The sequence below is a fragment of the Patulibacter sp. SYSU D01012 genome (genome assembly GCF_017916475.1).
GTDB lineage: Bacteria > Actinomycetota > Thermoleophilia > Solirubrobacterales > Solirubrobacteraceae > Patulibacter.
The window spans coordinates 111908-123647 of the sequence record NZ_JAFMTB010000003.1; the positions used below are offsets into that span (position 1 = coordinate 111908).

Annotated in this window: 11 protein-coding genes; 5 read left to right on the plus strand and 6 right to left on the minus strand. The window is 78.5% G+C overall.

Annotated elements, in window-relative coordinates; all coding sequences use genetic code 11:
* Positions 1-61 precede the first annotated feature (61 nt).
* Entirely contained in the window at positions 62-604 is a 543-nt protein-coding gene (locus tag J3P29_RS16470; protein ID WP_349239879.1) for a MarR family transcriptional regulator, read from the minus strand.
* 247 nt (positions 605-851) lie between these two features.
* Between J3P29_RS16470 and J3P29_RS16475 the strand changes: the two genes are divergently transcribed.
* The 4 genes from J3P29_RS16475 (at position 852) to J3P29_RS16490 (ending at position 5435) form a co-directional block, all read left to right on the plus strand.
* Entirely contained in the window at positions 852-1694 is an 843-nt protein-coding gene (locus tag J3P29_RS16475; protein WP_210495243.1) for a 2,3-dihydro-2,3-dihydroxybenzoate dehydrogenase, read from the plus strand.
* 51 nt (positions 1695-1745) lie between these two features.
* Positions 1746-2933 carry an isochorismate synthase gene (locus J3P29_RS16480; protein WP_210495245.1) on the plus strand — a complete coding sequence of 396 codons (1188 nt, stop codon included), beginning with the start codon at positions 1746-1748 and terminating at the stop codon, positions 2931-2933.
* Complete coding sequence (locus J3P29_RS16485) at positions 2930-4663, plus strand: (2,3-dihydroxybenzoyl)adenylate synthase (protein ID WP_210495247.1); 1734 nt, start codon at positions 2930-2932, stop codon at positions 4661-4663. The genes J3P29_RS16480 and J3P29_RS16485 overlap by 4 nt, the downstream gene beginning before the upstream one ends.
* 121 nt (positions 4664-4784) lie before the next feature.
* Entirely contained in the window at positions 4785-5435 is a 651-nt protein-coding gene (locus J3P29_RS16490) for an isochorismatase family protein (protein WP_246852264.1), read from the plus strand.
* A 23-nt stretch (positions 5436-5458) separates the two neighbouring features.
* Here the strand turns inward: J3P29_RS16490 and J3P29_RS16495 are convergent, their stop codons facing one another.
* The 5 genes from J3P29_RS16495 to J3P29_RS16515 are packed head-to-tail and all read right to left on the minus strand — an operon-like array spanning position 5459 to position 10609.
* On the minus strand, positions 5459-6247 hold the full coding sequence (locus tag J3P29_RS16495) for a 4'-phosphopantetheinyl transferase superfamily protein (protein WP_210495252.1): 789 nt from the start codon (positions 6245-6247) through the stop codon (positions 5459-5461).
* Between the two features lie 49 nt (positions 6248-6296).
* Positions 6297-7439, minus strand: coding sequence for a M20/M25/M40 family metallo-hydrolase (locus J3P29_RS16500; protein ID WP_210495257.1), 1143 nt, complete (start codon positions 7437-7439; stop codon positions 6297-6299).
* Complete coding sequence (locus J3P29_RS16505) at positions 7436-8332, minus strand: ABC transporter ATP-binding protein (RefSeq protein ID WP_210495258.1); 897 nt, start codon at positions 8330-8332, stop codon at positions 7436-7438. Before J3P29_RS16505 ends, J3P29_RS16500 begins: the two co-directional genes overlap by 4 nt.
* Positions 8332-9420, minus strand: a complete 1089-nt coding sequence (locus J3P29_RS16510; RefSeq protein ID WP_210495260.1) for an iron ABC transporter permease — start codon at positions 9418-9420, stop codon at positions 8332-8334. Before J3P29_RS16510 ends, J3P29_RS16505 begins: the two co-directional genes overlap by 1 nt.
* A 43-nt stretch (positions 9421-9463) precedes the next feature.
* On the minus strand, positions 9464-10609 hold the full coding sequence (locus J3P29_RS16515; RefSeq protein ID WP_210495261.1) for an iron ABC transporter permease: 1146 nt from the start codon (positions 10607-10609) through the stop codon (positions 9464-9466).
* Between the two features lie 99 nt (positions 10610-10708).
* Between J3P29_RS16515 and J3P29_RS16520 the strand changes: the two genes are divergently transcribed.
* A complete protein-coding gene (locus J3P29_RS16520; protein ID WP_210495263.1) occupies positions 10709-11722 on the plus strand; it encodes an ABC transporter substrate-binding protein in 1014 nt (337 codons plus the stop codon).
* Positions 11723-11740 lie beyond the last annotated feature (18 nt).

Sequence of the window (11740 nt, forward strand, 5' to 3'; positions counted from 1 at the left end):
GGCGGGGCGCCCGCCGGGCGGGCGGGCGCCCCAGGCGCCGGGCGGACGCGGCGGCGGGCCGTCAGGCGTCCGCGTCGTCGGCGTCCGCCGGGGCGGTCTCGTCGAAGTCGCCCGCCCCGCGGCGCAGCGCGCGGAGCGCGTCGATGACGGCGTCGAGCTCCTCGGCGCCGAGCGGCTCGGTGCCGAAGCCCATCGCGTTGAGGACCTGCGTCGTCTCCGCGGCGACGCGGCGGCCCTCCGCGGTGATCGTCGCCAGCGTCGTCCGGCGATCCTCGGGGTGCGGCGTGCGCTCGACCAGGCCGAGCCGCTCGAGCGCGTCGACGAGCTTGGTCACGTTCGTCAGGTGCACCTGCAGCCGTACGCCCATCTTCCCCAGCGGCAGCGCGCCCTCGCGGCTGTAGAAGAGCAGCATGAGCGCCTCGTAGCGCGCGTACGTCAGGTCGAACGGCTCGAGCGCCCCGTTCAGCCGGCCGACCGTGATCTGCGCCGCGCGGACGATCGAGATCACCGCCTCCATCGGCGCGACGGTCTCCGCGCCCCAGTGGGCCTCCCACTGGCGGCCCGCTTCGCGGATCGGGTCGAAGGGGAGGGGCGAGGGCGGCACGGCCCCCGAAGCGTGGCACGCGACGGCCGGCGGGGGCGGCCCGGGTGATGCGGGCCGCCGCCGGGCCGGCGCCCTCGGGCGGTCAGCGGGTACCGCGCGGCGACCCTCCGCGTACGGCGGAAGTTAGGGCACCCGACACAAGCGTTCCGATCATGTGTAGGGTGGCCTAACACCGGGGCGGCGGGCCCACCCGTCGCCCCGGGAGTCCCCTGCTCCCCGCCTCCGCGTCTCCCCCGAACCGAGGTCGATGTCCCCCACCGGATCCTCCGCCGGCCCGCCGGCCGCGCTGCCCGGCGTCGCCGCGCCGGTCGCCTTCGTCACCGGCGCGGGCCGCGGCATCGGCGCCGCGGTCGCCCGCGGCCTGGCCGCCGACGGGCACCGCGTCGTCGTCACCGACCGCGACGCCGACGCCGCCCGCGCGACGGCGGACGCGATCGCCGCGGACCGCGCGTCCGGGCCCGCCGACCGCGGGGCCGCGGCGCTCGCCCTGCCGCTCGACGTCACCGACCGCGCCGCGGTCGAGGCCGTCGTCGCGGCGGCCGAGGAGCAGGCCGGTCCGATCGACGTGCTCGCGTGCGTCGCCGGCGTGCTGCACCCCGGCCAGGTCGTCGACACGGACGACGCCGCGTGGGACGCGACGTTCGCCGTCAACGCCACCGGCGTCTTCCTCGTCGCCCGCGCCGTCGCGCGGCGGATGCGGCCGCGCGGTCGGGGCACGATCGTCACCGTCGCGTCGAACGCCGCCGGCGTGCCGCGCGCCGGGATGGCGGCCTACGGCGCGTCGAAGGCCGCGGCCGCGTCGTTCACCCGCAGCCTCGGCTTGGAGCTGGCGCCCCACGGCATCCGCTGCAACGTCGTCGCGCCGGGCTCGACGGACACGGCGATGCAGCGCGCGCTGTGGACGGACCCGGACGCCGAGGCGCGGACGGTCGCCGGCGACCCCGCGACGTTCAAGGCGGGCATCCCGCTCGGCCGGATCGCCGCGCCCGAGGACGTCGCCGACGCGGTGCGCTTCCTCGTCTCGGACCGCGCCCGGCACATCACGATGCACGACCTGTACGTCGACGGCGGGGCGACGCTCCGTGGTTGACCCCGCCCCGTTCCCCCGACCCGCCGGCCCCGCCCGGCGAAGCGAGGCCGCATGAGCACCGCCGCCCCCCTGGCCACCGCCGAGGCGCTCCTGGACGACCTGCGCCCAGGCGACGCGTTCTTCTCGTCCCCGCGTCACGCCCTGCACGCCCGCGGCGTGCGCGCCGTGCTGCCGGACGGCCCGCACGACCGCCTGGCCGCCCGCGTCGACGCCCTGCTCGCCGACGCGGCGCCGGGCGACTCGCGCGCGATCGCGCTGGGGGCCCTGCCCTTCGCCCCGGACGGCCCGGTGCGGGTCGTCGTGCCCGAGAGCGTTCGCTGGGCGGCGCCGTTCGCCGCGGGCGAGGCGCCGACGCCCGGCGCCGGCTGCCCCGCCGCCGCGGGCCGCGACAGCACCGGGCCGACGTGGTCCGTGCGCCCCGTGCCCGCGCCCGCCACGTACGCGGGGATCGTGGACGAGGCCGTCGGGCGTCTCGACGGCGAGCTGCAGAAGGTCGTCCTGGCCCGCTCGCTCGAGCTGCACGCCGACGCGCCGCTCGACCCCGCCGCGCTGCTGCGCCGGCTGGCGCTGCGTGATCCGCGCGGGTACGCCTTCGCGCTCGACGTGGGGGACGGCGAGACGCTGGTGGGCGCCAGTCCCGAGCTGCTCGTCGCGCGCCGCGGCGACCGCGTGATCGCGCGCCCCCTCGCGGGATCCACGCCGCGCCGCCCCGATCCGGGCGAGGACCACGAGCGCGCCGCCGCGCTCTTCCGCTCGGCCAAGGACCGCCACGAGCACGGCGTCGTCGTCGACGCCGTCGCCGACGCGCTGCGGCCGTTGTGCGCGACGCTCGACGTGCCGGCCGAGCCCGCGCTGGTGGGCACCGCGACGATGTGGCACCTGGGCACGACGGTCACCGGCCGGCTGGCCGATCCGCAGCCGTCGGCGCTGGCGCTCGCCACCGCGCTGCACCCCACGCCCGCCGTCTGCGGCACGCCGCCCGCCGCAGCGCACGAGCTGATCGCCGAGCTCGAGCCGTTCGAGCGCGGCCCCTACGCCGGCGCCGTCGGCTGGCAGGACGCCGCGGGCGACGGCGAGTGGGTCGTCACGATCCGCTGCGGCCTCGTCCGCGACAACGCGCTGCGGCTCTTCGCCGGCGCGGGCGTCGTGGCGGGATCGCGGGGCGAGGACGAGCTGGCGGAGACGGCCGCGAAGTTCCGCACGTTCCTCTCCGCCATCGGGGTGGAGGAGGAGCGGTGAGCGCGCCGCTCGAGGGCGTCGTCCCCTGGCCGGCCGAGCTCGCCGACCGCTGGCGCACGCTGGGCTACTGGCGCGGCGAGACGTTCGGCGGCATGCTGCGCGAGCGCGCCGCCGCGCACCCGGAGCGCCTGGCGCTCGTGGCGGGGGAGGAGCGGTGGAGCTACGGCGAGCTGGACGACCGGGCGGACCGCCTGGCCGCGGGCCTGCGGCGGCTGGGGATCGAGCCCCGCGACCGCGTCGTCGTGCAGCTCGGCAACGTCGCGGCCTTCGTCGAGGTCGTCTTCGCGCTCTTCCGCGTCGGGGCGCTGCCCGTCTTCGCGCTGCCGCCGCACCGGCGCACCGAGATCGAGCACTTCTGCCGCTTCTCCGAGGCCGCGGCGTACGTGATCGGCGCGCCGGAGGGCCGCTTCGACCCGCGGGAGCTGGCGGCCGAGGTGCAGGCCGCGGTGCCGACGCTGCGCCACGTCGTCGTGGCGGGCGACGCGACGACGCCGCCCGCGGCGCCGCGCCGGTTCGTCCCGCTCGACGCGCTGCGCGAGACGGGCGAGGTCGACCGCGCCGTCATCGACGCCCCGTACGACCGGGCCGCCGCCCGCGAGTCGGGGACGCAGCCCGGCTGGGCGCCGCTGCCGTCCGACGTCGCGTTCCTGCAGCTGTCCGGCGGCAGCACCGGCGTGCCGAAGCTGATCCCGCGCACGCACGACGAGTACCTGTACACCCTGCGCCGCAGCGCCGAGCTGTGCGGCCTGACGGCCCGCAGCGTCTACCTCGCCGCCCTGCCGGTCGCGCACAACTACCCGCTCAGCTCGCCCGGGATCATGGGCGCCCTCTACGCCGGCGCGCGCGTCGTGCTGGCGCCGGACCCGAGCCCGCGGACCGCGTTCGGGCTGATCGCGCGCGAGCGCGTGACGATCACCGGCGTCGTCCCCCCGCTCGCGCACGCGTGGCTCGACGCCGCGGCGGGCTCGCGCGCGGGGCAGGAGGACCTGTCGTCGCTGCAGGTCCTGCAGGTCGGCGGCGCGAAGCTCGCCGAGGAGGTCGCCCGTCGTGTGCGTCCGACGCTCGGCTGCACGCTGCAGCAGGTGTTCGGGATGGCCGAGGGCCTCGTCTGCTACACGCGCCTGGACGACGACGAGGAGACGATCGTCACCACGCAGGGCCGCCCGATGGCCGTCCACGACGAGCTGCGGGTGCTCGACGACGAGGACGCGCCCGTCCCGCCCGGCGGCACCGGCCACCTGCTGACCCGCGGCCCGTACACGATCCAGGGGTACTACCGGGGGGAGGAGCACGACGCGCGGGCGTTCACGCCCGACGGCTGGTACCGCACCGGCGACCTCGTGCGCCTGACGGCCGACGGAGGCGTCGTCGTCGAGGGGCGCGACAAGGACCAGATCAACCGCGGCGGCGAGAAGGTGGCGGCCGAGGAGGTCGAGAACCACCTGCTGGCCCACCCCGGCGTGCACGACGCGGCGCTCGTCGCGATGCCCGACGTCTTCCTCGGCGAGCGCACGTGCGCGTTCGTCGTGGCCCGCGACGGCGCGGAGCTGCGGCCGGCCGAGCTGCGCGCGTTCGTCCGCGACCGCGGCGTGGCGGCGTTCAAGGTGCCCGATCGCGTCGAGCTCGTCGACGCGCTGCCGCGCACGAACGTCGGGAAGGTCAGCAAGAAGGCGTTGCGCGCCGAGATCGCCCGCCGCCTGCAGGAGCCCGCCGCCGCCCCGCCGGCCTGAACTCACCCGCGCGGCGGCCGATCCCGTCGCCACGCGGCGCTGCGCCGCGCCGCGCCCGACCGTCCGCTCCCTGTCCCGTCGTCCCGATCCATCCCGAGCCCCCCGGAGGACCACCATGGCCATGGCCCAGATCGCCCCGTACCCGCTGCCCGACCCGGCCGAGCTGCCCGACTCGCGGGCCGGCTGGCGCGTCGACCCCGCCCGCGCCGTCCTGCTCGTCCACGACATGCAGGAGTACTTCGTCGCCGCGTACCGCCGCGACGAGGAGCCGCTGTCGGCCGTCGTGCCGCGGATCGCCGCCCTGCGCGACGCGTGCGCCGCGCTCGGCGTGCCCGTCGTCTTCTCGGCCCAGCCGCCGGACCAGGACCCCGCCGACCGCGGCCTGCTGACCGACCTGTGGGGCACCGGCCTGGGCGCCGGCGGCGACGAGCACCGGATCATCCCCGAGCTGGCGCCGCGCCCGGACGACGTGCTGCTGACGAAGTGGCGCTACAGCGCGTTCCAGCGCACCGACCTGCGCGACCGCCTGCGCGCCCTCGGCCGCGACCAGCTCGTCATCACCGGCATCTACGCCCACATCGGCTGCCTGATGACCGCCGCCGAGGCGTTCATGCAGGACGTCCAGGCGTTCCTCGTCGCCGACGCCGTCGCGGACTTCTCGCTCGACGAGCACCGCATGGCGCTGCGCTGGGCCGCGGGCCGCTGCGCGGTGGCGACGACGACGGACGACGTGCTGGCCGGGCTCGGCGCTCCGGCGGCGGCGCGGCGGTAGGCGCCGCCGGGCCCGGGCGCGGGTCAGTCGCCCGCCGGCAGGACCGCCACCGCGGCCCGGTAGCCCGGCGTCCCGGCGTCGACGTCGGCCAGCGCCACCGCGTCCGCGGGCGGCAGCGGGGCCGCGGTGGCGGTCACCCGGGCCCGGGCGCCGAGCGTGACGGTCAGCGCGGTCATCGGCACGGTCAGCCCGCGGCCGGTGGCCTTCAGGACCGCCTCCTTCCGCGTCCAGAGCGCCAGGAAGGCGTCGTCGCGCGCCGCGGCCGGCCGCGCGGCGAGCGCCGCGCGCTCGGCGGGCGCGCACGCGGCGTCCCACAGCTCGGGGCCGAGGACGCGGGCGGCGTCGGGCCCGCCCTCCACGTCCACGCCCACGGCACGCCCGTCGTCGGTCAGCGCCACCAGGACGACGTCGCCGGCGTGCGCGATCGACAGCCGCAACGGCGTCCCCGGAAGGACCGGGCGGCCGGTGCCGGGGCGCTGCGCGGCTGCCGCGCCGACGGTGGGGGCGAGGACCAGCGGGACGTCCGCGGGCGCGACGCCCAGGCGCGCGCCGAGCATGCGGCGGGCGACCGCGCGGCCGGTGGCGAAGCGGGCGCGGTCCGCGGCGCGCCGCAGGCGGCCGAGGCGCGCCCGCTCGGCGGGGGAGAGCAGCGCCAGCGCGGCCGGATCGACGGCCGCGGCCGGGGCGCGGCGGACCTCTACGCCCGCCAGCGCGACGGGCACGACCGTCCCGGTCACCACCCCCGCCGTCGTGGCCGCCGCGACCCTCGTGGCCGCCGCGGCCGCCCCGGCCGTCGCGCCGACCGGGCTCATGCCGCTCGTCCCGTCGGTGCGACCGTCTCGTGCCCGGGGCGCACGCCGCTCACGCCGCGCGCCCCGCCGCCACGTCGAGCGCCGTCCACGCCATCGCCGTCGCGGCGTCGAGGATCGTCGCGTCCGCCTGGGGGGTGACGACGAGGTCGGCGAACGCCGGGTCGTGCGGCGTGACGGTGCCGTCGCCGAGGGCGAGCATCGGGTGGATGGCCGGCACGGCGTGCGAGACGTTGCCCATGTCCGTCATCGCGAACGGGCCGGGGTCCGCCGGGGCGGGGCGGCCGAGCGCGGCGGCGTGGCGGGCCCAGGCGGCGGCGAGCGCGTCGTCGGTGCGGAAGGGGCGGTACGGCGGCTCGGCGTCGACGACGTCGAGCGCGCAGCCCGCCTCGTCCGCCGCCGCGTGCAGGACGCCGCGCAGCCCGTCGGTCAGGCCCGCGAGCGTCGGCTCGTCGGCGGCGCGCGCCTCGGCGTGGACCCAGCGCGCCGGGCCGGGACGGACCGGGAGCGCCGGGCGCAGGTGCGGCGGCGCGGCGTCCAGGCCCCACGGCCGCTCGGTCGTGCGCAGCCGCGTGCCCGCCGGCCCGCGCGCGTCGAGCGCGTCGACGAGGGCGGAGACCGCCTCCGCCGCCGCGTCGGCCCGCGCGCCCACGAAGCGGGCGGCCAGGGCGCGGTGGGCGAAGGACGCGAAGCGCGCGACCTCCTGCGGCCCGGCGTGGACCATCATCGCCGCGTCGACGCCCGCGAACGCGCCGGCGTCGAGCAGGTGGGCCTTGCCGCCGCCCGACTCCTCCGCCGGCGTGCCGATCACGCGCACCGTCAGGCCGGCCGCGTCGGCGACGTCGGACAGGGCCAGCCCGGCGCCGACGGCCGCCGCGGCGATCAGGTTGTGCCCGCAGGCGTGACCGATCCGCGGCAGCGCGTCGTACTCCGCGCAGAACGCGACGGTCGTCGGGCCGCCGCCGCGCCGCGCGTCGAAGGCCGTCGGCAGGTCCCACGCCCCGCCCGTCACCGCGAAGCCGGCGCCCGCCAGCAGCTCGGCGCACCAGCCCGCGGCGCGGTGCTCGGCGAAGGCCAGCTCGGGGCGCGCGTGGATGCGGTGGCTGAGCGCCCGCAGGTCGGCCGCTCGCTCCCGGACGGCGGCGGCGACGGACGCGTACCGCGGGTCGACCGCGGCTCCCCGCTCGCCGATCACGTCGGCCCGGCCTCGGCCGCGATCCGCCCGCCGGCCCCCGCCTCGGCCGCGACCGGCGGGCTGGCCCCCGCAGCGCCCGCGTCCCGCCCGCCGGCCCCCGCCGAGCCCGCCGGCTGCGCGCCCGGCCGCGGCACGACCACGGGCGACCCGTCGGCGGCCTGCAGCACCTCGGCGTCCACGTCGTACAGCCGCCGCACCAGGGCGGCGTCGACGACCTCGCGCGGCGGCCCGGTCGCGACGATCCGGCCGTCCCGCATCGCCACGAGCACGTCGGCGTAGCGGGCCGCGGACGCCAGGTCGTGCAGCACCATCACGACGGTGCGGCCCGCGCGGCCGAGCGACCGCAGCAGCTCGAGCACCTCGACCTGGTGGCCCAGGTCCAGCGCGCTCGTCGGCTCGTCGAGCAGCATCACCGGCGCCTCCTGCGCGACGGTCATCGCCACCCACGCGCGCTGCGCCTGGCCGCCGGACAGCCGGTCGATCCGCCGCCCGGCGAAGGGGGTCACGCCGGTCACGCGCAGCGCGTGCGCGACGGCCGCCTCGTCCGCCGGCGACCACTGGCGGAAGAGGCCCTGGTGGGGGTGGCGGCCGTAGCCGACGAGCGCCAGCGCGGTGACGCCCTCGGGCGGCTGCGGCGCCTGGGGGAGCAGCGCGATGCGGTGCGCGGCGTCGCGCGGCCGCAGGCCCCACACGTCGTCGCCGCCGACGAGCACGCGCCCGGCCCGCGGGCGGTGCAGCCGCCCGATCGCCCGCAGCAGCGTCGACTTGCCGCACCCGTTCGGGCCGACGATCGCGACGACCGTCCCCGCGGGCACGGTCAGGTCGACGCCCGCCACCGCCGGCGCGTCGGCCGCGCCGTAGCCGGCGACGAGCCCCTCCACGCGCAGCTCCATCAGCGCACCTCCTCCGTCCGGTTCTGGCGCAGCAGCACCCACAGCAGGAACGGGCCGCCGAGCAGGCTCGTGACGACCCCGACGGGCACCTCGACCGGCCCCGCGACGACGCGGCCGACCGTGTCGGCGGCGACGACGAGCGCCGCGCCGACGAGCGCCGCGCCGACCACGGGCACGCGGCCCGGGCCGACCGCGCCGGCCGCCAGCACCGGCGCGGCGAGCGCGACGAACGCGACGGGGCCGGCGACCGCGACCCCCGTCCCGGCCAGCACGACCGCCAGCAGCAGGATCCGCACGTGCAGCCGGCCGACGGCGACCCCCAGGCCTGCGGCGGTCGCGTCGCCCAGGCGCAGCAGGCGCAGCGTCCGGGCGGTGACGAGCAGCGCCGGGGCGAGGGCGGCGAGCGCGATCAGGGCGGGCAGCGCGCTGCGGACGCTCCCGTTCGCCAGGTCGCCGACGGTCCACGTGTAGACCGCGCCCGCCAGCCCGAGGTCCTGCCGCGCCAGGACGACGTCGATCACCGAGCTCATCGCCGTGGTCAGCGCGATGCCGACGACGAGCAGCCGCAGGCCGTGCCGTCCGATGCCGCCGGCGATCGCGAAGACGAGCGCGGCGGCCGCGGCGGCCCCGATCGGCCCCGCCCACCACGCGCCGAGCATCGCCAGGTCGGTCCCCAGGACGGCGACCATGATCGCGACGATGGCGCCCTGGTTGACGCCGAGGACGTCGGGGGTGGCCAGCCGGTTGTCGGCCAGGGTCTGGGTCAGCAGGCCCGCCACGCCGAGGGCCCCGCCCGCGGCCAGCCCGGCGACCACCCGCGGCATCCGCAGCTCCCAGACGAGCAGGTCGGCCCGCCGATCGCCGACGCCGAGCAGGGCCGAGACGGCGTCGGACACGCCGATCGACGACGAGCCGACGACGAGCGCCCCGACGACGCAGGCGAGGGTGACGAGCGCCAGCGCCCCGGTCGCCACGGTGGCGCGGCGGCCGACCAGCATCGACGCACGCCCGCGCCGCAGCAGCACGGTGCCGGCCGGGCGGACGGCCGCCTCGGTCGGAGGCGCGTCCGGGGCGAGCCCGACGCTCACGCCGGCGCCCCCGCCCGGCGGGCCGCCGGCACCGTCCCCGCCCTCACCGCCGCGCCCCCGGGCCGCCGAGGGTGAGCAGGCCCTTCGTGCGGGCGATCGCGACGAGGACGGGCGCGCCGACGAGCGCCACGAGCACGCCGACCGGTGCCTCGTACGGCCGCACCACGACCCGGGCGAGCAGGTCGGCGCCGAGCAGCACCAGCGCGCCGGCGACGGCGGCGACGAGCAGGCCGGCGCGGCCCCGCGGCCCGGCGACGGCCCGGGCGAGGAACGCGGCGAGCAGGCCCAGGAACGTGATCGGTCCCGCCACCGCGATCGCCGCGCCGCTCAGCAGCGCGACGGCCAGGACGACGACGCGGCGGATGGCGTCGGGATCGCGGCCGAGCGCCCGCGCGCCGTCCTCGCCGATCCCCAGCGCCTCGAGCGGGCGGGCGACCGCGACGGCGAGCGCCAGACCGACGGCGACGACGGGCAGCGCCTGCAGCACGGTCGACGTCTCGACGCCCGACAGCGAGCCCAGGATCCAGCGGCGGTACTCGTCGTACGTGCGCTGGTGGCTGACGAGCAGCAGCGTCATCGCCCCGCCGAGCGTGGCCGACAGCGCCGCGCCCGCGAGCACCAGGCTGAGCGGCGAGAGCCCGCCGCCGGCCCGCGTGACGAGCAGCACCACGACGCTCGCGCACAGCGCGCCACCGAACGCCCAGGCCGTCTGGCCGAGCCCCGCGCTCGCGCCGAACCACGTGATGCCGACCACCACCCCCAGGCCCGCGCCGGCGTTGACGCCGAGCAGGCCCGTGTCGGCGAGCGGGTTGCGCGTGACGGCCTGCAGCAGCGCGCCCGCGACGCCCAGGCCGGCGCCGACCACGAGCGCCGCGACCGTGCGCGGCAGGCGCAGGTCGACGACGGTCAGCCGCAGCAGCTCGTGCCGCTTGGGGTCGGCCTGCAGCCCCGCGTCGCCGGCGACGTAGCGCAGGACGTCGCCGGCCGACACGTAGCCCGCGCCGACGAGCATCGAGAGCACCGCGAGGACGGCCAGCAGGCCGCACGCGCCCGCCACGGCCAGGCGGGCGCGGCGGCCCAGCCCGGGCCGCGCGGGCAGCGCCGGAGCGGCGTCGCGCAGGGCGATCGCGGGGGCCGGGGATGGGGGGACGGAGCGGCGGATGCGGGGGGACTCGCGCTCGGCGCGCATTCGTGAGTACAGTAGCCACCGCCGGGTAAGGGTGCCCTAATCAGGACGCCCTAACTCCGGCGCGTCCCCCGACCCTAGACCACGCAGGAAGGTCCCGTCATGACGTCCCTCACCCCAGGCGTGCTCCGTACGCCCGTCCTCCGGCTGCTCGCCCTGGCGTGCGCCCTGCTCCTCGTCGCGCTGCTCGCCGGGTGCGGCGGCTCCGACGACGAGGGCGGCGCGTCGGACGACGCCGCCGCGGCCACGCGGACCGTGAAGGACTTCGCGGGCAACGCCGTCGAGGTGCCCACGAAGCCGCAGCGCGTGGTGGTCGTCAACGACGAGCTGACCGACGACGCGCTCGCCCTCGGCGTCAAGCCCGTCGCGATCTCGAAGGGCCAGGGCCAGGACGGCCCGCCGCGCTACCTCGCCGACCGCGTGGCCGGCGTCCCGATCGTCGGCGACGTCAACCAGCCGGACCTCGACAAGGTGCTCGACGCCGACCCCGACCTGATCATCGTCTCGTACGACTTCCCCGAGGGGCCGCTGGCGGGCCAGGTCGCGAAGCTGCGCAAGATCGCGCCGACGTTCGTCGCGTCCGACCCCGCGAAGGACGAGTGGAAGAGCACGCTGCGGCAGGTGGGCGTCGCGCTGAACCGCGAGGCGCAGGCGAAGGACTGGCTCGCGCGGTACGAGCAGCGCACGGCGCAGGTCGGCCGGTCGCTCGGGAAGCACGCCGGCGCCGAGGTGACGATCGCCCGCTGGAACCCGGACGGCCCGACGTTCATGCACGCCGGCACGTTCGCGTCGACCGTGGTCGCCGACCTCGGCCTGAAGCGCCCGAAGAACCAGCGCACGGAGGGCCAGGGCCACGGCGAGTCGCTCAGCCTGGAGGCGCTCGGCGAGCTCGAGGCCGACTGGATCTTCCTCTCCAGCCTGACCGCCGACGGCGACGACGCGAAGGCGCTCGAGCAGGGCGTCGGATCGAAGGCGTTCAAGCAGCTCGACGCCGTGAAGGCCGGGCACGTCAGCCAGGTCGACGGCTCCGTCTGGGGCGCCGCCGGCGGCGCGCTCGCCTCCGACGTGCTGATCGCCGACGTGCAGAAGGCGCTCGGCGGCGGCGCCACCCGCTGATCCCCCCCCCGACCCCGG